Here is a 22,241-nt window from a genome sequence, read left to right as displayed (position 1 = left end):
ATGCTGTTGTTGATTACATATGATGTAAATACAGAAAATGAAGCCGGAAAAAAGCGACTTAGAAAAGTAGCCAAACAATGTCAAAACTATGGGAGAAGAGTACAGAACTCCGTATTTGAGTGCATTGTGGATCAGGCACAAAGTGTGACGTTAAAATCTTTGTTAACAGAGATTATTGATGATAAAGTAGATAGCTTGCGATTCTACTATCTTGGAAATAATTATAAGACCAAGATAGAGCATATAGGTGTAGAACGAGGAATTGCAGTCGATCAGCCTTTATTCTTATAATTTGCAGGTGCGAGTGTCTAGCATACATAAAATTACCGGGAGACTCGCACCTGTAAAAATAAACAAATTTGAATGTGCTTTTTGTATAGACAGAGTATTTCAATAGTATACGAAAGTAAATTCAAATATATTTATAGATATTTCATAAAAATAGACAGATGTTTTTGTGGAATATTGCAGTCACTTCCCTTGCGGAAGTGTGGATTGAAATTCAGATCTGATACCATACATTCCATAATTACTGCGTCACTTCCCTTGCGGAAGTGTGGATTGAAATTTGAGGCATGGGGGTGGCCGTATGAGTATATCAGTCACTTCCCTTGCGGAAGTGTGGATTGAAATATTTTTGATGAGATCAGAAAAACTGGCCCATTCAGTCACTTCCCTTGCGGAAGTGTGGATTGAAATACTTAATAAAAATGTAACAGCTCCAATTGCGGCAGGTCACTTCCCTTGCGGAAGTGTGGATTGAAATATTTTCCGCCTCCTATCCCGGTATCCATCTCACAGTCACTTCCCTTGCGGAAGTGTGGATTGAAATACGGAACATATAGTCCTCTCCTGCTGACTTCTCAAAGTCACTTCCCTTGCGGAAGTGTGGATTGAAATCCGGTACAATCCGGGAACATATTGAATTTGATTGTGTCACTTCCCTTGCGGAAGTGTGGATTGAAATCACCATATTTTTTATATAGGAATTGCCCATGTGGTCACTTCCCTTGCGGAAGTGTGGATTGAAATCCTGTATCTGCTGACCAATCAGTGTTCCATCCTGTCACTTCCCTTGCGGAAGTGTGGATTGAAATATGGCTTTCTGTGCATCCAGTGATCTAACGAACAGGTCACTTCCCTTGCGGAAGTGTGGATTGAAATCTGAAGCAGTGTTAAAAGTCGCAGGGTACAAGGAGTCACTTCCCTTGCGGAAGTGTGGATTGAAATTTGTTGCTATGTCATTATATTATATGACTAAGTCGTCACTTCCCTTGCGGAAGTGTGGATTGAAATCCCTGATCCTTTGCACATTTCGGGCGTGCTCCCGGTCACTTCCCTTGCGGAAGTGTGGATTGAAATGCTGATCCGCAGCTTGATCCGTGTCGCTTCTGCGTCACTTCCCTTGCGGAAGTGTGGATTGAAATACGGTGCTGCCGTCAATGGCTACGATGCAGGAAGTCACTTCCCTTGCGGAAGTGTGGATTGAAATTTGCAATGAAAACCCGTTAATTCTTGTAACAAGAGGTCACTTCCCTTGCGGAAGTGTGGATTGAAATCATTTGTATCAACGTATGCCATTACAGCACATGGTCACTTCCCTTGCGGAAGTGTGGATTGAAATGATTGTAAACGCTGCCTTTCCCTTCGGGCAGTTTGTCACTTCCCTTGCGGAAGTGTGGATTGAAATCACGGAAGATTGCCGGAATCAACAGCAAGCAGGAGTCACTTCCCTTGCGGAAGTGTGGATTGAAATGTCCTTTTGAGACTACTTTGTATGGGGTAACGAGTCACTTCCCTTGCGGAAGTGTGGATTGAAATATATTTAACAATCTGAGACAGAAAATCAAAAATCTGTCACTTCCCTTGCGGAAGTGTGGATTGAAATCTGCAGATATCTTTTTCTCATCATTCCCCATCTGTCACTTCCCTTGCGGAAGTGTGGATTGAAATGACTCTCTCTATCGGGAAACCGGTTGCTATTTTGTCACTTCCCTTGCGGAAGTGTGGATTGAAATATTTGTGAAGTCGGCGTGGGGGTGGGAGTATGAGTCACTTCCCTTGCGGAAGTGTGGATTGAAATATTGAGCCGTTCTACATATGGGAATCCGAGGAGTAAGTGCTATCATCATAAATATTATAAAGACTTACTGAAATCCTTGGATTTGCCTGATATTCATTTTCACCAGTTGAGAAATACCTATGCAACCATTTTGCTGAAGAATAGTTTTAATTCAAAAGGTGTTTCGCATTTGTAGGACATGCCAAGGAAATTATATCCGTAGATGTCTATGGAGATACACAGGAAATTATAGAAGACTGTCTGGACGTACTGGAACCATTTATTGAAGAAGTTATTCCAAAAGAGAGGAAAGATCAGTATTATGATTATTCAGAAATGATTGAAATAGACTTAATTCTGGAGGAATATTTCAACGCAGCATGATGAAAAATAGAATAGTAGTGATAGAAAAAAGTACAAATAAGAATCGAACATTTGTACTTTTTTCTTGCGTTAATCTATATACTTTCAAAAATTTATTTGATATAATAGGGACTGTTACAAGAACAAACAGTAAAAAATATGACAGGACCGGAGGTTAGTATTTTCAGGTATTTCCGAGTGCTGTTTTATCCGCAAATATTAGTTTTGTGACTTTTGCAGGAAAAATTCGTAATGGGGGAAGGAGGACGATAACATGATTTACTTTACAAGTGATTTACTTGGGGCATCGTGGAATTATCAGCATGCAGAATCGTCCTTTTGAAAATATACAAGAGATGAATCAGATTTTGATTCAAAATTATAATGCAGTAGTACATAAAAATGATACGGTGTATATTCTTGGAGATATTAGTCATCATCTACCGATGGATAGGGCAAATGAATTGATTAGCAGGTTGAACGGAAAGAAGATTCTGATTAAAGGAAATCATGACAAGAAAGATGATTTGGAATTGTTTGAGGAAATATGTGATTTTAAGACAGTATCATTGAATGGCCTCTATTTTGCATTGATGTATTATCCGATGCTGTCATGGCCGAAAAAGAATAGTGGGAGTATTCAATTACATGGACACATACATGCCCATGAAGAATATAATTTGCAGAATAAAGCAGACGGAATTAGAAGATATGATGTAGGTGTGGATGCGAATAATTATTATCCGGTATTGGTGAAGCAGATTATAGAGTTTTTTGAGAATAATGAAGGAAAATGTAAATTGTGAACTGATTAGGCAAAATTTGCCTAAACTGCGTCAATTAGGGAAATTGAATTCCCCAATTGAGAAAAACGTAATTATTACAGTTGATCTGAATTAGTGATATTAGATAAGCTTGAAAAGAATAGAAAGGATAGATGTACATGATTCAAGAACATGAAATTGTTTTGTATCAAGTGGAGGGTACTAATATATGTGTTAATGTTGTTTTTAAAGATGAGACATTCTGGATGACGCAAAAGGCAATGGCAGAATTATTTGATGTCAATGTACCGGCGATTTCAAAACATTTATCTAATATATTTGAGGAAGGAGAACTTTTTAAAGAGGCAACTGTTTCCAAAATGGAAATAGTTCAAATGGAAGGAAATAGAAAGGTCAAGCGAGAACCGGAATTTTATAATCTAGATGCAATTATAGCGGTCGGATATCGGGTTAATTCTAAGAAAGCTACAAGGTTTCGTCAATGGGCAACAAAAACATTAAAGGAATATATTACTAAAGGATTTGTTCTTAATGATGATATGCTTAAAAATGGTAAGCTGTTTGGAAAAGATTATTTTGCAGTTACCGGAAAGACAGCGGCAGAATTAGTTTATGAACGAGTAAATGCTGAGAAACCTGCTATGGGACTTACTACGTGGAAAGATGCTCCGGATGGTAAAATTTTGAAAAGAGATATTAGTGTTGCAAAGAATTACCTAAATGAAAAAGAATTATCACGCTTAAATAGGCTTGTTACAATGTTTATTGATTATGCAGAGTTGATGGCTGAAGATGAAGTATTGATGAGTATGCAAGATTGGGTAGAGCAGACAAATCAATTTTTAAGAAATAACAGAAGAGAGGTACTTGAAGGTAAGGGGAAAGTATCACATGATATGGTTCAGAAAAGGCAATTTTAATTGCAGCGACTATGCAAAAAGAAAATTATGAAAAAGCGAAAACGAAGCAGTTTGAAAAATATAGAGCAATCTCTTTATATACGTTATTAGCAACTCAAATTAAGTATGACGTGACAGGCATTGCAGTAAGCCCGGAATTTTGGCTTCAGATGAAACTTAATGATTATTCGGTTAGTAAGTCAGAATTTAAAAAAGCAAATAATCTCATTGTAAAAGAATTGAATTTGAAATCGGAATTCAAGATAAAGTAAAAGGAGACTCACATGGATCATTTCAAATTAGTATCAGAATATTCCCCAACCGGCGATCAGCCCCAAGCCATCGAACAACTTGTTCAGGGGTTTAAGGAAGGCAACCAATGCCAGACATTGCTTGGTGTCACTGGTTCTGGTAAGACATTTACCATGGCGAATGTCATTCAGGAATTGAATAAACCGACGCTGATCATTGCACATAATAAGACACTTGCAGTGCAGTTATATGGGGAGTTTAAAGAGTTCTTTCCAAATAACGCAGTGGAGTACTTTGTCTCCTAGCATGAGAAGGTTACAAAACAGGTGGTATTTTGTGGTATGTGGGTGGTTGAACATCTAGATGTTGTGGAAGTGGTAGTGGTGAGAATATAGGTGAAAAGCGGGTGGATGAAGAGGTTTTGTGACTTTTCATTGCCTGCTTTTTAATTATAGAATTTGAAAAAAATAGTGTATAGGGGTTGAAGAGTTGCTATAATTGAAATATAAGACAAGATATGTACTGTTTGGAAAAATGAAAGGTGTGGAATATTTTATGAAATTACCAGATCAATTAAAAGATATAGTTTATCGCTTACTACAGGAACCGACTTTAGATAATTTTCGGAATTTTTTAAAGGGACAAACAGGGGAGCATAATTCTATTGATTTTAAAGAAAAATGGATAGAACCGACGAAGTTAGTAAAAGAAATGTTGGCGATTGCTAACTCTGGTGGCGGAATTATTATATTTGGAGTAAAAGAAAAGGAAGATAAAAGTTTTTCTTATGATGGAATTGAAGAGATTGTAGATAAAGCCAAAATATCAAATGATATTAAAAATTATATTTCAACTGAACTGAAGTATGAAGTATATGATTTTGTATATGATTCTTCAGAATATGAAAAATTGCAAAATCACAAATATCAAATGATGGTTATTAAAGATTGTCCGAGATTTATACCATTTATGTCGATGAAAGAAAGTACCAATTTAAAGAAAAATAGAATATATATTAGAAGAGGTACATCGTGTGAAGAAGCAACAAGTGAGGAAATTACAGATATTATTAAGCGCAGAATGAATGCTGAGTATCCGGACTCTGGAAAAACTTTAAATTTGGATGAGCATTTAGAGCAGTTAAAAACTTTGTATAGTAAGATAAGTCCAACAAATGAATATTATCAAGGTGGTATAGGAAACAGTCTTCTAAAGCTTACAGAAGTTATAAAAGCTGTTTCTGCTGGAGAATGGATTAGTGAAGATAATCCATTATATCCTGAAGAAGATTATGAAGAATTCATTGCACGTATGATTGATGAAAAAAAGTGGAAAATAGAAAGAGAATTAGACTTGATATAAATAGAACATAAAATAAATGAAAGTAGGTTGGAAGAAGAGCAGAATCTCTGCCGTATGTTTGGAAATGGAGATACAGGACATAATTATTGAGGAAAAGGATACAATTATGTATAATATAAAAAAAGGAGTTGAGCAAAGAATGCAGGATAATATCAATACATTAAATAAAGAATTAGTTGATGCAAAAATATAATGGTCTCATAAATTAAGACACTTTTTCGGACAAATATTAATGAATCTGATATACTAAAATCAGTATGAAAGTGAGGATTCATCATTATGTCCAGACAAAGAAGAAACTTTAGTGCCAAATTTAAATCAGACCTGGTAATCGAGCTGCTTAAGGGCGAGAAAGATCTCAACACCCTTGCAACCGAGAATAACATCCAACCAAATCTGCTCCGCAATTGGAAGAAAGAATTCCTTAACAATGCCTCTGCAGTATTCGATGACAAGCGTCAGGAAAACCTCAAAGACAAGCTTGCTGAAGAACGCAAGGAAAAGGCGGAGTATGCGAAAAAGGTTGGTCAGTTAACCATGCAGGTTGACTGGCTCAAAAAAAAATCTGAAGAAATTTGTGGACCTGACTACGAGAGTAAGTTTAGTCCAAAACCTTTTGACTACTAAAGAAATCCCGGCATCTGTAGGAGCAAAACTGCTTGATATCAACCGTACAAGCATCTATTACAAGACTTCACCTGTATCAGACGAAGAACTGGCTTGTAAAGAGATTATCGACCATCTTCATACGGATAATCCAACCTGGGGTGCAAGGCAAATGTCTGCACAACTCAAAAACAGAGGTTATCATGTTGGGCGTCGTAAAGCACGCCGCTATATGAATGAGATGGATATTTACCCAATCTATCCTAAGATGAATCTTTCCAAGCGGATGCAACAGGCAAAGGGATGTCCTTATCTTCTTCGAAATGCCGTCATAGATGCACCAAATCAGGCGTGGTCTATTGACATTACATATATTCCAATCAGACACGGATTTCTGTATCTGACAGCTGTAATCGACTGGTACAGCCGTTGTATCGTAGGCTGGGAAGTCGATGATACCCTTGATACCAGAATGGTTATCAATGCTCTAAAAAAAGCATTTGCTGTGTCAAAACCACAGATTTTGAACTCTGATCAGGGTTGTCAGTTCACAAGTCAGAAATACATTGAATTTGTAAAAGAAAACGGTATCCGTCAGAGTATGGATGGAAAAAGCCGTTGGGCTGACAACATCATGATTGAGCGATGGTTCCGCAGCTTCAAGTATGAAGAAGCTTATCTGACGCTGTATAACAACATCAAGGATGCCAGAGTTGCTATTGGACGATATGTCCACACCTATAACTTTGAAAGATGCCATTCTGCCCTTGATTACAAAACACCGGCTGAATGTTACTACCCGGCAATGCTTTTGCCGTATGCAGCTTAATGCATATATGGATCTGGGGAGTGTTCCACTATCCTCCCCATGTTCCTTGTTACTTATCAACCATATCAGTTCATTATAAAAATCTTAGATTTTTGTCTTGACAACTGAGCCACTATAAAATATCATTAGATGAAATATATTTGGATCCAAATAACCCTAGGTTTACATCGCTTAAATGGGATGATATTCCAGATCAGCAAATTTCAGATGCAAGTATTCAAGTAGCAACAAAAAGGAAACTGGAAGAAGAATTTTCTATTTACAAATTGGTTGATAATATTCAAATAAACGGTTTCCTTCCCATTGATAGAGTAATTGTAAAAAAGTTTGCAGAGAATAAATATGTAGTGCTTGAAGGAAATCGGAGAATATGTGCAGCTAAGAATATTATGGAATTATATAAGGGAAATCCTGAACAGGTTGAAGAATCGGTTGTTGATTCTTTAAAAGAAATTAGTTGTTTAATTTATACAGGATCAGAAAGACAACCATCATGGGTATTTCAAGGATTGCGACATATCATAGGGATTCAAGAATGGCCTGCATATAATAAAGCGAGGCTGTTGGTACAGTTAATGGAAGATGAAAATTTGAGTTTGACAGAGGTTGGCAAAAAATTCGGATTGACAGCATATGGTGCAGGGCAATGGGTAAGGGGATATTATGCATTTATACAAGCAGCAGAAGAGTCTGACTATACACAAGAAATAGATGAAAGAGCATATCCATATTTACAAGAAATATTTAGTAGAAGCAATCCGGTTTTTAAAGATTGGTTACAATGGAATGATACAGAGTATAAATTTGAAGATAATTTGAAATTTAACGAATTTTTATCATGGTTATATCCAAGAAATGAAGAAAATGTATTGGATGGAGTAGAGGTAAAGGGAAATTGGGATAATCGCTTAATAAAAAGAAGTAATGATATAAGAATAGTATCGTTTTTATTGAGAGAATCTATTTCTGATTTTGAAATGTTTAGAGCAGACGGAGATTTGGAAAAGGCACAAAATAGTGCAAATACAAGAAAATATCTTGAAAGTCAAGATCCGTCTACAGAGACATTAGAAAAAATAAAATCTTGTACAAAGGCTCTTGATGATATTCCATTTAAATTAGTAATGTCGCGTAAAGAGGAATTATCAGATTTACTAGAAAAATTATCAGATAAAGTTGGAGAGATATTAGATGCATGTCGATAAACGAAAATACAATAATATTCAATAAATTATATCGGAGTCATTATGATGACAAAGAGTATTTTTTTGAAGAAATTTTAAAGAAAGCCATTCTTAGAACGTTGACTGATGATACAGTAAAAGCGGAAACTATGGCAGCGAATAAAGTGAATAGATTATGGAACAGCTATAAAAAACAGTATGAAGAAGATGTTTCTAACGGTATAGTGCCTTTGTTTTCTATAGTTAATAATTATGAAAAAAAGGTTAGGTGGATAGGGGAAAATTTAGATACTGATTCAAGACGAGAATATTATAAAATACGTCCAGAATTATATAAGTTTTTTGATAAATTAAAAGACAGAGAATACGAAGTGATGTCATGTGTGATATGTGATTTATTAGGAGCAGATAAGATTAGTTTAACTGCACCTGGAAATGAAGGTGGTGTTGACTTTTTTGCAAGAATATCCTTTCCGCAAAAAGCTCATTTTTTATTTGGAACTAAAGGACCAATAAGAATTGTAGGACAGTGTAAAAAATATGCAAATAGAGATAATGTAGGTCATATGAAAGAGTTTGTAACAACGATGAATAATGTGTATAACAAGTCATATCGAGCAGGAGAAATTCTTCCAGATTGGTTCAAATTAGAAAAAGGAGATATAATTGGTTGGCATATTGCAAATTCTGGACATCAAACAGGAGCACTTGATGTGGCAAAGAATTATGGAATTCTTGTTTCGGATACTAAACAGCTGATAGAAATAATATGTAATTCAAAAATTATACGGAGAGAAAAAGAGCCTGTAAAGTTTTTGCGGAGTCTTATGAAAGAAGAAAATTATACATATTAAAAACAATTACATAGCCGATTGATTCACCAAGAATCAGTCGGTTTTTTCATGCCCATTTTTGTACATAGCCAGTCCTGTAAAAAGGATTGGCTATTAAATTTTTCAAGGAAGGAGGAAACTATATGTCCAAGTGTAAAGTTATCGCTCTTGCAAATCAGAAGGGAGGAACCGCGAAGACCACAACGACATTAAATCTTGGAATTGGTCTTGCACATCAGGGGCGAAAAGTATTATTGGTTGATGCTGATCCGCAGGGAGACTTAACGACTGCATTGGGTTGGACGAATGCAGACAGTCTTCCGATTACATTAGAAACACAAATGAAGAAGATATTACAAGACGAACCATTTGTGTATAATGAGGGGATTTTACATCACAAAGAAGGAGTAGACATTATTCCAACTAATATTGAATTATCGGGCTTGGAAATCTCACTGGTAAATGCCATGAGTAGAGAGCAGACTTTAAAGCTGTATCTGGCAGATTTGAAAAAGGATTATGATTATATTCTGATTGATTGTATGCCTAGTTTGGGAATGCTGACCATCAATGCATTAGTTGCCGCGGACAGTGTAATTGTTCCAGTACAGGCTCATTATCTTCCATTAAAGGGTATGACACAGTTGATGAAAACAATCGGTAAGGTACAAAGACAGCTAAATCCTAATCTGAAGATTGATGGAGTATTGCTGACACTTGCAGATATGAGAACAAAACTTGCAAGGACAACAGAGGATAGCCTTCGAGAAAATTACGGGAAACATATTCGAATTTTTAAAACGGTTATTCCAGTGGCTATCACAGCGGCAGAAAGCAGTGCCGCAGGACAGAGCATTTATGAGTATGACAAGAATGGAACTGTTGCAAAGGCGTATGCGGAATTTACGAGGGAGGTGTTAAAGTGTGGCGAAAAGCAGAGAAATAAATATGAATCTTCCCTCAGCCGATGACCTTTTTACCACGCAGGAAGAAAGAAATCATAAGAATCAGGAATATGTAAAAAATATTTCTATTTATGAAATTACAGACTTCCCGAATCATCCGTTTAAGGTAAAAATGGACGATAAGATGTTGGAAACTATCGATAGCGTGCGTGATCATGGTGTATTAGTGCCTGCACTTGTTAGGGAGAAACCAACGGGCGGGTATGAAATGATTTCCGGACACCGTAGAAAAATGGCGAGTGAACTGGCAGGATTTGAGAATATGCCTTGTATAGTAAGGAATCTCAGCGATGATGAAGCAGTCATTGTCATGGTTGACAGCAATCTTCAAAGAGAAGAAATCTTACCATCAGAAAAAGCATTTGCTTATAAAATGAAATTAGAAGCAATGAGCAGGCAGGGAAAACGATTAGATATTACTTGTGCACCAGAGGAGCACAAGTTAAAAGGAGTAAAATCAAGAGACATTCTTGCAGAACAAAGTGGAGAAAGTCGAGAAACAATCCGCCGCTATATCCGCCTTACGGAGCTTATCCCGGAAATCCTAGAAATGGTCGATGACAAAAAGATTTCTATGCGTCCGGCGGTGGATCTGTCTTATTTGCCGAAAGAGGAACAGGAGATATTGTACGACACCATGGAGTCGGAGGCTTGTACCCCAAGTCATGCCCAGGCAATTAAAATCCGCAAATTTTCAGCAGAGGGCAGGTTGAATGAAGATGTTTTGCTGTCGATTATGTCAGAAGAGAAGCCAAATCAGGTAGAGCAGTGGAAAATCCCGAAGAACCGACTGGAAAAATACTTTCCATCGGGAACTACACAGCAGAAAATGGAAGAAACCATTATCAAAGCACTGGAATTATACCGGAAACGGGAAAAAAGCAGGGAACGATAGGCATTTTGACACCAAGGGAAAAGTCTACCCGTTGGTGGTCAATGAGAAATCAGCCTTTTTCTGTTTTCCCCTCCCCACACCCTACCCCTTTGGTTTACCAGCAGATTACCAGCCGAAAAGACAATAAGGAGCCGGGAACATCTTCTCTTTCGGCAAGTCAGAGATTCTCATACCCTGCATGACAGCAGGGAGCAAACAACATAAAGCAACAGCAGGCGTTCCAGACGGACGTCTTTTTTTGATTGAAAAGAAAGGAATTGTAGAAAATGAAGAAGATATGGAAACGAGTGTGTACAGGGATTCTTGCCCTGACCACGATTTTAACTGCAGTACCGATCACATCGGTTCAAGCAGCGGAAACACAGTATTGAACAGAATCCGCAGAGAGAGTTGGACATGTAGAACATTTGATGAATGACGGAACAATTAAAAGCATTTTCAACGAAGGACACATGAAAGTAGAAGGCGAAACCGCCTATTGTGTAGATATTAACAATGGATTCAAGAATGGGTATAAAACCAGACATGATGCAAGTGCCAGCATGAGTGCTGCACAGATCGAAGATGTGGCATTGTCGCTTGAGTATATGAAACAGTATGTAGGCAGTCACAGTAATCTGAGTACAAATCAGGCATATCTCTTAGAACAGTGTCTTGTGTGGCAGCGTTTAAGTGAGCATTTGGGTTGGCAGTGTGATAATGTCCGGGTAGTCTATTCCGAGATTTCACAGGATATTCAGAATGAGGTGTATGACGGAGCAAAATCATTTGTGAAGGCAAATAAGGGACGATATAAATGCGGCGGTTACATTTACACCGGAGAAGGGCAAGACATCGGACAGTTTTGGGCAGAACTGAATGTCGGAAATGCAAAAGTAAAAAAGACAACCGCAAATGAGAGTGTCACAAATGGAAATGCGATGTATTCCATTGCAGGGGCAACCTTTGGCATATTCTCAGACCAGAATTGCAGTAATCAGATTGGAACACTTACGACAAATGAGAATGGAGATACAAATGAGGTTGAAGTGACTGCAGGGACTGTTTATATCAAAGAGCTTTCTGCACCGAAGGGATATAAGCTGGATACGACAGTACGCAGTCTGAAAGTTGAAGCCGGAAAAACAGTTACATTAAATGTTTCAGATGTTCCGAAAGTAACAGAGACACTGGTAGACCTGTTCAAGATTGATATGGAGACAGGAAAAGCAACTGCACAGGGGAATGCAGCACTGGCAGGAGCAGAGTTTACCTGGCATTATTATGACGGACTTTATACAAAAGATAACTTACCAGAGAAAGCAACACGTACCTGGGTTACAAAAACGGTGGCAGAAAAGAGCAGTGACGGAAGTATTCATTATGTGACAAAACTGTCAGATGCTTACAAAGTATCCGGAGATGCATTTTACACTCAGAATGAAAAAAGTGTATTACCACTTGGAACACTGGCTGTTGAAGAAACCAAAGCACCAGACGGATATTTACTTGATGGAGCTTATATGCAGGCAGGAGACAGTACAGAACAGATAAAAGGAATGTATCTGACACAGATCACAGAGGACGGAGAACTTGCAGTTCTTTCCGGAAGCAACCAGTATTCCGTATCTGACCAGGTAATCCGAGGTGGTGTGAAGATTCAAAAACGTGATTTAGAGACAAAAGATACCAAAGCACAGGGAAGTGCCATATTAAAAGATGCGGTGTTTGCAATTATTTCACTGAACGAGAATCCGATTCTGGTAGAAGGAAAGCTATACAAAAGGAATGAGACAGTTAAGATGATTCAGACAGGGATTGATGGTATTGCAACAACATCAACAGATTTACTTCCATATGGTAAATACAAACTGGAGGAAACAAAAGCACCGGAAGGTTATTTGACAGACGGTGCAAAAGCGATTGAATTTTCCATTACAGAAAATGGAAAAATTGTAGATTTAACAGACGAAAGCCATTCTATTTACAACCCGATTAAACGTGGAGATCTGGAAGGAGTCAAGATTGGAGCTAGCACACATAAGAGACTGGCAAATGTTCCTTTTAAGATTACAAGCAAAACAACCGGAGAGAGCCATATCGTAGTGACAGATAAAAATGGTCAGTTTTCAACCGCTTCCGATTGGGCATCCTATAAGAAAAATACAAATGCCGGAAAGTCCAGTGAGGACGGTATCTGGTTTGGAACTTCTGAGCCGGACGACAGCAAAGGTGCATTACTTTATGACACTTATGAGATTGAGGAGTTATCTTGTGAATCCAACAAAGGCATGAAGCTGATTCCGGCATTTGAAGTTGTTGTGAGCAGAAATAAAGTAACTATCGACCTTGGAACACTGACTGATGAGTATGAAAAAGAGATTACCATTCATACAACTGCAACAGACAAGAAAACAGGCGAAAAAGTAATTGTTGCAGGAAAGAAAGTAACGATTGTGGATACAGTTACTCTGGACAGTCTGGAAGAAGGCAGAAAGTACCAGTTAAAAGGCTGGCAGATGCTGAAAGAGGAAAATGCAGAACTGCTCATTGATGGAAAGCGTGTGGAGAGTGATTACACTTTTGTTGCTGACAGCGAGAAAATTAAAGTAGAGATTTTTTATACGTTTGATGCATTAGAACTTGGCGGACAGAATCTGGTTACATTTGAAGAATTATATGATCTGAAGAATCCGGAAGAACCTGTAAAAGTTGCAGAGCATAAGGACATTGACGATGAAGGTCAGACCGTCCTGATTACGGAGCGAAAGATTTCGATTCATACCACAGCAACGGATAAGAACGGTAAGAAAGAGGTGGAAGCCGGAAAAAATCTGACGATTGTGGATACGGTTACTTTAGAGGGATTGGAAATTGGTACGAACTATAAGTTGTCCGGTTGGCAGATGGTTAAGGCAGAAAATGTCAAGTTGCTCATTGATGGTAAAGAGGTTACCAATGATTATGAATTTACAGCGGACAAGGAAAACATGGAAGTGCAGATTGAGTTTACTTTCAACGGCAGCACGCTTGGAGGAAAGCAGCTTGTAACCTTTGAAGAACTGTATGATATGACAAATCCGGAAGAACCGAAAAAGGTAACAGAGCATAAGGATATTGACGATGAAGGTCAGACCGTAACTATCAAAGAAGTACCGGAAACATCAACTCCAGAGACACCGGGTACTATTACAAAGACAAGTAATTCTCCAAAAATGGGCGATACTGCGAATGCAGTTTTATGGATAGCCATTCTGGTATTATCGGCAGCCGGAATCACGGGAGTTCGTATCTGGAATAAAAAGAAGCAGGTTAAGAGATTAGGAATTGAAGAAAAGAAAGAAGAGAAGGAGTAAAATAGAAGGCGGCGATAAGCTGCCCTTTGATATTGAAATGGGAAAGAATCAGAAAGCAATAAAAGTATTACAGCGTTTATTTGATGCCGGATACGGAACGGAGAAAGAGATTGTCAATATGACGATGGATGAAATGCTTGCTTTGCCAGGAGTAAATGTAGCAGACCTGTGCATTATCAGCGAGTTACAGAAAAGCATTAAGGCAAACAAAGTGATAGCTATTTGTCAGAGAAAACAGAAGCAAGGGAAGAAACGAAAGGAGCAGATTATGGTGGAACAACCTAAATATTTGGAAATGACATTATCACAATTGAAAGCATATGTGGAATCTTCAGAGAGTAATGTTCTTCTAGTTGTAGAATTTCCAAAAGACCAGCTAGTTATAGTCAATACCTAAAAGACAAAAAATAGATATTTTTCTTTTATGTTTTGAAACCTAAAAATGAGTAACTTTAACAAACGTAAATCACTTGGATTTTCGTCAAGAAGCTCCTATGGTTTTATATAGCTGCATCTTTATGCAGCTGCTAAAGCAGGTCTTTGATACTGCTTACAGTGTTCTTCTGGTGACCGAAGCTCAAATGCCTTTTCATCACGAAGAACAGCAAATACGATGTTGCAGACTTTATGCATTACAGCACCGATTGCAACCATCTTAGGCTTTTGTCCAGACTTTAATTCGTAATACTTACGGAGGTATGGATTGATGCCCTCTCCATTACGTTTTGTACGAATGGAGGCGAGTGCTACTGCAAAGATAGCACGGCGCGCGATTCTGGAGCCACGTTTGCTCATATGTAACTGAGTGCCAACGAATTTTCCAGATTCATTTACTTCAGGATCTAATCCGAAGTAAGCAAAAAGTTGTTTTGGATTACGGAATGCTGAGAAATCACCTATTTCGCACATGATTGTTACAGCAGTCAGAAAGCCAACACCTGGGATTGTATTTAAAAGTTTAATCTGCTGAATAAACTTCTCGTTTTTATTGAATGTAATCAGCTGCCTAATACGATTCAGTATGGAATCCAAAGCAGAATCAAGCTTTTCAACAAGGTCCAAAGTTAAAAAGATATTGAAGTAGATACTGTCTATTTGACATCCAAATGTCTTTGCAGCATTAGCTGCAGCACAGAGTTTCTCATATCTTTCAGAAGCTTTGGCAAGACCTTTTCGTGAAGCTTTTGATATTTTTTCAATCATGGTCTTCTTATGACCACGAAGTATCTTGTCTGGAGTACCGTACTGGCGAAGAATCATTGTTGAGGTCTTGCCGGTAACATCACAGAAAACGTCAAGATACTGAGGAAACACGGTATGCAGGTCTCCTTTAAGTTTATTGATATGAGCAGAACGCTCATCAGTTAAATCGTAATACTTACGGGTAAGGCTACGCAGTTCAAGAACCAGCTTTGCTGGGAACTGGGAAACAGGAATATCTTTTGATAATCCTAGTTTGGCAATACCTTTAGAATCGATTTTATCATTTTTTACTTTTCTGATATTTCCATTCTTAGTAGAATGTGTAATAATAGGATTGATTATGGACGCGTTAAAACCACAATCAACAAGATAGCAGAAGAGCGGGAAATGATAAATCCCAGTGGATTCTAGAAAGGTGCGACTTTCTAAGGAATACAGCTCTTCTGCTTTTTTAATTTCAGAAACAGCTCGTTCCAAAGAATCCTTATTATTGTGAGTAATCTTGAAAGGTTTCAAGATCACTGTTTCGTCTGGCGCAAGAATTGTCATAAAGCTAAAAGCTGAACCGACATCAATGCCGACGGAAATATAGTTTTTGTTATGCATTATATGCTCCTTCCGATAGGGTTCCATAAAAAACAATGAATACACTACCTGGCGCGTTATACGGGTATAGCTTAATTGCTCCCAACCAGCCTAAAACATAAATTTTCATTGATGGAATGACAGTCTTAAGTTACGGGTATTACTGGACATAAGCCAGCTCCCTAGGAGAAAATCGTCCTTTTCCCTATCCAATGGAAAATAATACCTTATATAACAGACATAGTCTAGGAGTGAATAATCATACAAAAATGTATGTAACTTATACACGTATCTATGGTTGGAGTGATTATGGAGGAGAATCCTCTTACCAACCAGGATATAGATTAGAGAATATGATGTGGATGACCTTATTGGTCTATGACTACATCATACCAGGAGATTAGAACAATGGAGAATGAATTGGAAGTTGTGAATATCCGTCTGGTAAGAGAACCATCTCTTTATAGTGAGCAGATATTGGATAGTCCACAGGCTGTTGTAGAATTGATGGCGAAGGAGTTATCTCAATATGACAGAGAAGTATTTTGTATCCTGAATATGAAAAATAATGGACAGGTAATCAATATGAATCTGGTCAGTGTTGGAACGATCAACGCATCTTTGGTAATTCCCAGAGAAGTTTTTAAGAGCAGTATTCTGGCAAATGCTTCTGCAATCATTGGACTTCATAATCATCCCAGTGGCAATGTGAAACCGTCAAAAGAGGATATGATTGTTACGAGAAAGCTGCAGAAGTGTGGACAGCTACTGGGGATAGAATTGCTGGATCATATTATTGTCGGTGGAACTAATGGAAAGATGCTCAGCTTCCGAGAAGAAAAGATGTTGAACGTGACAGGAAGGATGGGAGAGATGGAAAGATAAAACATATATATATAATTTAGAAGAATCAATCTAATAAAGTAATTGATTTGAGTGGTATTATTTGGATAATATCGCTCAAATCAATAATTTTAGCGAATAAATAATGAAAAAATGAACACAATATAAATAATATTATAATTTTAAAAATGGAATAAAAAATACCAAAATGTAAAATAAAATTGAAAAATCAAATGTTTTGTGTTAGAATATAGATGCAATTTTAATGGATTATAGGAGGCAATTATGGGAAATATTGTTGTTCGTTTATCATCATTAACTTTAAAAAATATTAAAAATGTAAAGAATGGTATTATTATAATGCCGCTTGCTAATGAAAGAAAATTTGAATGTAGTAGAGCTGAGATTTTGGGAATTTATGGACAAAATGGATCTGGTAAAACAGCAATTGTCGATGCACTTTATTTTTTACAAGGTATTATTACTGGTGAGGAATTAGATCAAAGGATTATAGATTATATCGATACAGATTCAGCAAATGCAGAGATAAATGCTGAATTTAAAATATTTGGAGATAACGTACTGTATGAGGTAGGTTATCATATTATTTTTTCGAAAATAGATGATGGCGTTATTATTGAAAGAGAATATTTGAATTGTGCAATAAATAAAGATGGCAATAGAACGAATAAGAATGTTTTTATGGATTATCAAAGAACTCAGACAGATGTTGTTTTTAAACCATTGAAAAGAGTTGAAGAATTAGTTGGGAAAGATAAAAATGTAAAAATGGATCTTATTGTTGCACGAAAAATAGCAGAAAAGAGTAATTGCTCTTACATTTTTGGAAAGGATAGTAGAGAAATTTTCTTTAAAAAAAATAGTGAATTTAAGAATTATTCCATTGTTATTCATGCATTGTTTGATTTTGCACTTAAAGATTTGTTTGTTATTAGAAGTTCTCATTCCGGTTTGATTTCTGCAAATTTCTTGCTCCCAATGGCTTTTCGCATTGAAAAGGAAAAAACAGGAATGAAAGGGGATTTTGCAGTTCCATTAATGGAACCAGTTATTTTAGATATTAAAAAGAAAGATATTCTTAATGAGATTGTAGATCAAATCAATACTGTTTTATATACAATTATTCCGGGAATGAGTATTGAAATAAAAGATTATGGAAAGCAAGCAATGGATTCTGGTGAAGAAGGCTGGAAAGTTGAGCTTATGTCGAATAGAGAAGGAAAAAGAACGATTCCGATTCGTATGGAATCTGAAGGTATTATTAAAATAGTATCTATTTTAAATGTTCTAATTCAAGCATTTGGAAATTCTTCTATCTGCTTAGTTATTGATGAATTAGATGCTGGAATTTTTGAGTATATGTTAGGAGAATTATTAGATATTTTCAATAAGAGTGCAAAAGGACAATTGATTTTTACATCTCACAATCTACGTGCATTAGAGATGTTGGATAAAGATAGTATTATGTTTTCTACTGCCAATCCAAATAATAGATATATTCACATGAAAAATGTGAAAGGATCTAATAATCTCCGAAGTATGTATATTAGAAGTATTACTCTTGGTGGACAGGAAGAAAAAATATATGAAGAAACTGACAGCTTGAAAATTGCGAGAGCATTTAGAAAAGCAGGAAGGAGACTGCGAAGTGAATGAAAAAAAGGTAGTTACAGTTATTGTTGAGGGGCCTAGTGATGAAAATGCTATAGGTGGAATATTGAAAGAGTTTTTTTCTTCGGAAGAAGTGCAATTTGCAGTTGTTCACGGAGATATAACATCTAATTATAGTACAACAAAAGAAAACGTAGTGTCAAAAGTAGGTGCTTTAATAGAGACTATCAAAAGTAAGTATGGATATAATTGGGGAGATTTTGTAAAAATTATTCATATAGCTGACACAGATGGTGCATTTACTAAAAATTGCATTAAGGAAGCAGAAGTTGAAAATATTCAATATTATGAGGATCATATGGAATATTTTGACATTGAAGAGGTTGAAAAAAGAAATGCACATAAATCAGAGATTATGTTTAAGTTGTACACAACTGGAAAAATCCGTAATATTCCGTATAGGTTATATTTTAATTCATGCAATTTAGAACATGTTTTATACAATGAACTTAAAGACTTTTCAGATGATGAGAAAGAAATACTTTCGGATGAATTTGCTGAAAAATATGAAGGAAAAGTTTTGGAGTTTATAGATTTTATTTCAGATAAATCAGTTTCCGTTGAAGGAACATATAAAGAAACGTGGAAATACATAGAAAAAGATAAAAATTCACTTCAACGTCATTCAAACATGCATTTGATTTTTAAAACAGATTAGTAAGCACGTATATATTGATATTTTATCAATAATTTTACTAATAAAAAATAGAAAAAAGTCATAATAGAAAGAGGGCGTGAAAATGCAATATATTTCAGGAGAGGCACGTAAACCATCAATATTTGTAAGTTCTACATGTTATGATTTAAAACAAATTAGGCAAGATATTAGAGAATTTATTGAAGCGGATTTAGGATATGAAGCCATATTATCTGAATACGATTCTTTTCCAATAGATTCGGATAAAGATACTATAAATAACTGTCTTCGAGTCGTAGAACAAAGAGCTGATATAATGGTACTAATCGTTGGCAGTCGATATGGGTACATAACAGATCATGGAGAAAAATCAATTACTAATTTAGAGTATTTACGGGCAAAAGCAAAAGGTATCCCGATTTTTGTATTTATAGATCAAAAAGTAAGTAATATTTTGCCTGTTTGGAAGAAAAATAAAGAAATGAATTTTTCAGATATCGTAGATTCGGAAAAAATATTTGAATTTGTAGATACTTTAAGAAACAAAGATAGTAATTGGGTATATGAGTTTAACACAGGCCAAGATATTATAAAATGTCTGAAAAATCAATTGGCTTATTTGGTTAATGATAGTTTATGTTTAAGAAAACATTTTTCAAAAGAAGGGGTATCGCCTAAGGTGTTAAAATATTCCGGGCGTGTATTTGAATTAGTGGTTGAAAAACCGGCTTTGTGGGAGTACTTATTATTTGCAGAGGTATTAAAAGATAATTTGAATAAACTGGATGATTTGCGATATGATATGAAATACGGTATTTCATTTGAAAGAACAGTTTGTTTTGAAAATCCTATAGAAATTTTTGATTATGTTCAGGCAAAAAGTAAAGAACTTATTCGGAAAAATGATATTCTTTGTGTTATACTTAATAAGGCTCTTAAAGAAGCACTTGGTGAACGTGGAACGCCAGGAAATGCTGAGTATATAATTTATGTAGCAGAAAAATTGATTGAAGTATATAAAAGCGATCATCTTTGGGCATTAGATTTTAAATGTATTAGTGTTCCAGAAATGTTCGAAAAATTGATAGAATATACATCAGAGTTGAGCAAATCTATAATAGAAGATATTGAGAATTTTATAGATGATTATGATAAACGAATTAATGAATTATCTTATGGTTTAGAGGATATTTCTGGAGAAAAAGTAGTATCTTTTAACCTTGAATTACGCAGTCCAGATATGAATAAGATTGATGCAGAAATTAAGCGGTTAGGAAAAATATTATTAAATAATTAAAAAAGAATATACGTGCCTTACATAGCCAGATGGTTCCAACTCAAGGAATCACCTGGCTATTTTCATGCCCGGATATTATCCCAATAATATCAATCCAAGGCAGGAAAGGAGATGAAAATTATGCCATATATACCACCATCAGTTGTGCAAGAGGTCAAGCGGATGGACTTGCTCACATACCTGAAAAATTATGAACCATACGAATTGGTTCACTTTTCTGGTAACACCTACACTACCAGAACACACGATAGTTTGAAAATATCAAATGGGAAATGGATGTGGTGGAGTCAGAGAACCGGTGGCAGATCAGCACTGGATTATCTGATCAAAGTAAGAGGATACAGTTTTTTAGAGGCGGTTGAATTGCTTGCAGAACGGGCAAATATTCAGCCGTCTCTTTCTGTATCTGAGAATGTTCCGATGGAGAAACAGTTACTGTTGCCAAAGAAGAATCAAGATGATCAGAAAGTGATTGCGTATCTTTCAGGACGTGGGATTGATAAGGAAATCATTCAGTTTTGTTTAGAGTCCGGAAGAGTTTATGAAAGTGCATTTCATCACAACGCGGTGTTTGTAGGGATGGATGAGAAAAATAATCCGAAATATGCAGCCATTAGGGGAACTGGTACCAGTTTTATCGGAGAAGCAAATGGAAGTGATAAGAACTATTCTTTTTCCATTTTTACAGAGAAACCCAATGATACGATGCATCTGTTTGAGTCAGCCATTGATCTGTTATCTTATGCAACATTGCAGAAATTGGACGGGAAGGAGTGGAGAAGAGAACATTTATTGTCACTGGCAGGTGTCTATCAGCCAGCAAAAGAAATTGAAAAAAGTAAAGTCCCTGCAGCATTGGCAAGAGCACTAAAAATGCATCCAGAGGTGAAAACAATCGTATTGCATTTGGACAATGACCGTATTGGAAGACTTGCCACAAAAGCAATTTTTACAGTACTTCCGAAGCAATATCAGGTAAAAGATGTACCGCCAAAACAAGGAAAAGATTACAACGATCTGCTCTGTATCAAGTTAAATCTGGCGATTACAAAGCGAGAAAAAAGCACGAAAAAGAGTATGTCAGGTCATGAAAATATGAGAGATAGAAGGTGAAAAAAGATATGAAAATTGCAAGATATGAGCTGAAGGTCGTGCATAAGAAAGAGTTGATTTTGACGATGGAAGATGATGTGGACAGTGAAGAACTGTTGAAGATTTTTCTGGAAACACATGTGAAAGAAGAAAAAGAACAGAATGAATTACTTGGAATTATTGCTGAGAAAGTGTCAGAAGAAGACTGTACGGAGCAGTGTGAAAGTTGTCAAAAGTATTGCCCGGTGAGTGAAGAATGCATGGCAACTGATGAAAATGTACGATGCACAGAGTGTGAATATTTGTGTGAAACTTGCGGGATTTGTGAACTGAAAGAATAGAAAAGCATTTGCCTTTTCGGCAAGTAAATCTTCTGATGTCCGGAACCGTGAGACAGGAGTAGAAGAATACACAATACCAGCAAGCAACGCCTTTGGATTGCCATACAGGTTTCCTGTTTGTCAGTCCTCCGGCAGCTTGTCAGGGAGAATCCCTGAAACCCTCGGAAAATGGAAAAGACCA

20 protein-coding genes, 2 pseudogenes and 1 CRISPR repeat array are annotated in these 22,241 nt (G+C 36.5%); of the genes and pseudogenes, 21 read left to right on the top strand and 1 reads right to left on the bottom strand.

Annotated elements, in window-relative coordinates:
• From cas2 to NQ541_RS12955, 15 genes and pseudogenes are all read left to right on the top strand, one after another.
• Window positions 1–291, top strand: coding sequence for a CRISPR-associated endonuclease Cas2 (gene cas2, locus NQ541_RS07990; protein WP_005610790.1), 291 nt, complete (start codon window positions 1–3; stop codon window positions 289–291).
• Between the two features lie 179 nt (window positions 292–470).
• Window positions 471–2,083: a CRISPR direct-repeat array (repeat unit 32 nt; unit sequence GTCACTTCCCTTGCGGAAGTGTGGATTGAAAT).
• 665 nt (window positions 2,084–2,748) lie between these two features.
• The gene (locus tag NQ541_RS07985; RefSeq protein ID WP_005610798.1) at window positions 2,749–3,231 is read left to right on the top strand and encodes a metallophosphoesterase; all 483 of its coding nucleotides are present in this window, start codon (window positions 2,749–2,751) and stop codon (window positions 3,229–3,231) included.
• Between the two features lie 137 nt (window positions 3,232–3,368).
• Window positions 3,369–4,130: a RhuM family protein gene (gene rhuM, locus NQ541_RS07980; protein ID WP_023922836.1), complete on the top strand. Its 762-nt coding sequence runs from the start codon at window positions 3,369–3,371 to the stop codon at window positions 4,128–4,130.
• 11 nt (window positions 4,131–4,141) lie between these two features.
• Window positions 4,142–4,381: a hypothetical protein gene (locus NQ541_RS07975; protein WP_005610800.1), complete on the top strand. Its 240-nt coding sequence runs from the start codon at window positions 4,142–4,144 to the stop codon at window positions 4,379–4,381.
• A gap of 12 nt (window positions 4,382–4,393) precedes the next feature.
• A pseudogene (locus NQ541_RS07970) lies at window positions 4,394–4,663 on the top strand (DEAD/DEAH box helicase family protein); the annotation flags it as partial.
• A 196-nt stretch (window positions 4,664–4,859) separates the two neighbouring features.
• On the top strand, window positions 4,860–5,723 hold the full coding sequence (locus tag NQ541_RS07965) for an AlbA family DNA-binding domain-containing protein (RefSeq protein WP_207635037.1): 864 nt from the start codon (window positions 4,860–4,862) through the stop codon (window positions 5,721–5,723).
• Between the two features lie 16 nt (window positions 5,724–5,739).
• Window positions 5,740–5,916: a hypothetical protein gene (locus NQ541_RS07960; protein WP_005610803.1), complete on the top strand. Its 177-nt coding sequence runs from the start codon at window positions 5,740–5,742 to the stop codon at window positions 5,914–5,916.
• Window positions 5,917–6,002: 86 nt separating this feature from the next.
• Window positions 6,003–6,350 (top strand): transposase, encoded by a 348-nt coding sequence (locus NQ541_RS07955; protein WP_005609354.1) that lies wholly within the window; start codon window positions 6,003–6,005, stop codon window positions 6,348–6,350.
• The gene (locus NQ541_RS07950) at window positions 6,340–7,158 is read left to right on the top strand and encodes an IS3 family transposase (protein ID WP_005609355.1); all 819 of its coding nucleotides are present in this window, start codon (window positions 6,340–6,342) and stop codon (window positions 7,156–7,158) included. The genes NQ541_RS07955 and NQ541_RS07950 overlap by 11 nt, the downstream gene beginning before the upstream one ends.
• Before the next feature lie 140 nt (window positions 7,159–7,298).
• A complete protein-coding gene (locus tag NQ541_RS07945) occupies window positions 7,299–8,363 on the top strand; it encodes a ParB N-terminal domain-containing protein (protein WP_005610805.1) in 1,065 nt (354 codons plus the stop codon).
• A complete protein-coding gene (locus NQ541_RS07940) occupies window positions 8,354–9,196 on the top strand; it encodes a PDDEXK family nuclease (RefSeq protein WP_005610806.1) in 843 nt (280 codons plus the stop codon). Before NQ541_RS07945 ends, NQ541_RS07940 begins: the two co-directional genes overlap by 10 nt.
• Before the next feature lie 122 nt (window positions 9,197–9,318).
• Window positions 9,319–10,146: a ParA family protein gene (locus NQ541_RS07935; RefSeq protein ID WP_044940600.1), complete on the top strand. Its 828-nt coding sequence runs from the start codon at window positions 9,319–9,321 to the stop codon at window positions 10,144–10,146.
• Entirely contained in the window at window positions 10,124–11,035 is a 912-nt protein-coding gene (locus NQ541_RS07930; RefSeq protein WP_005610809.1) for a ParB/RepB/Spo0J family partition protein, read from the top strand. Before NQ541_RS07935 ends, NQ541_RS07930 begins: the two co-directional genes overlap by 23 nt.
• Window positions 11,036–11,301: 266 nt before the next feature.
• Window positions 11,302–14,370 (top strand): annotated as a pseudogene (locus NQ541_RS07925) (VaFE repeat-containing surface-anchored protein).
• Window positions 14,342–14,767 carry a hypothetical protein gene (locus tag NQ541_RS12955; RefSeq protein ID WP_005610813.1) on the top strand — a complete coding sequence of 142 codons (426 nt, stop codon included), beginning with the start codon at window positions 14,342–14,344 and terminating at the stop codon, window positions 14,765–14,767. The pseudogene NQ541_RS07925 and the gene NQ541_RS12955 overlap by 29 nt, the downstream one beginning before the upstream one ends.
• A gap of 119 nt (window positions 14,768–14,886) precedes the next feature.
• Here NQ541_RS12955 and NQ541_RS07915 read toward each other — a convergent pair whose 3' ends face one another.
• The gene (locus tag NQ541_RS07915) at window positions 14,887–16,179 is read right to left on the bottom strand and encodes an IS110 family RNA-guided transposase (protein WP_023921410.1); all 1,293 of its coding nucleotides are present in this window, start codon (window positions 16,177–16,179) and stop codon (window positions 14,887–14,889) included.
• Between the two features lie 387 nt (window positions 16,180–16,566).
• Between NQ541_RS07915 and NQ541_RS07910 the strand changes: the two genes are divergently transcribed.
• The 6 genes from NQ541_RS07910 to NQ541_RS07885 all read left to right on the top strand — a co-directional run bounded on the left by NQ541_RS07910 (window position 16,567) and on the right by NQ541_RS07885 (window position 22,060).
• On the top strand, window positions 16,567–17,043 hold the full coding sequence (locus NQ541_RS07910) for a JAB domain-containing protein (RefSeq protein ID WP_044940604.1): 477 nt from the start codon (window positions 16,567–16,569) through the stop codon (window positions 17,041–17,043).
• Window positions 17,044–17,286: 243 nt separating this feature from the next.
• Window positions 17,287–18,678 carry an AAA family ATPase gene (locus NQ541_RS07905; RefSeq protein ID WP_005610816.1) on the top strand — a complete coding sequence of 464 codons (1,392 nt, stop codon included), beginning with the start codon at window positions 17,287–17,289 and terminating at the stop codon, window positions 18,676–18,678.
• Window positions 18,671–19,351: a hypothetical protein gene (locus NQ541_RS07900; protein WP_005610817.1), complete on the top strand. Its 681-nt coding sequence runs from the start codon at window positions 18,671–18,673 to the stop codon at window positions 19,349–19,351. The genes NQ541_RS07905 and NQ541_RS07900 overlap by 8 nt, the downstream gene beginning before the upstream one ends.
• Before the next feature lie 82 nt (window positions 19,352–19,433).
• A complete protein-coding gene (locus NQ541_RS07895; RefSeq protein ID WP_005610818.1) occupies window positions 19,434–20,627 on the top strand; it encodes a DUF4062 domain-containing protein in 1,194 nt (397 codons plus the stop codon).
• Window positions 20,628–20,747: 120 nt separating this feature from the next.
• Window positions 20,748–21,740: a DUF3991 and TOPRIM domain-containing protein gene (locus NQ541_RS07890; protein ID WP_187115606.1), complete on the top strand. Its 993-nt coding sequence runs from the start codon at window positions 20,748–20,750 to the stop codon at window positions 21,738–21,740.
• An 8-nt stretch (window positions 21,741–21,748) separates the two neighbouring features.
• Window positions 21,749–22,060 (top strand): hypothetical protein, encoded by a 312-nt coding sequence (locus tag NQ541_RS07885; protein WP_044940629.1) that lies wholly within the window; start codon window positions 21,749–21,751, stop codon window positions 22,058–22,060.
• Window positions 22,061–22,241: the final 181 nt, after the last annotated feature.

This window comes from [Ruminococcus] lactaris ATCC 29176 (assembly GCF_025152405.1).
GTDB classification, from domain to species: Bacteria; Bacillota; Clostridia; order Lachnospirales; family Lachnospiraceae; genus Mediterraneibacter; species Mediterraneibacter lactaris.
This window is presented reverse-complemented; position numbering and strand designations above follow the sequence as displayed.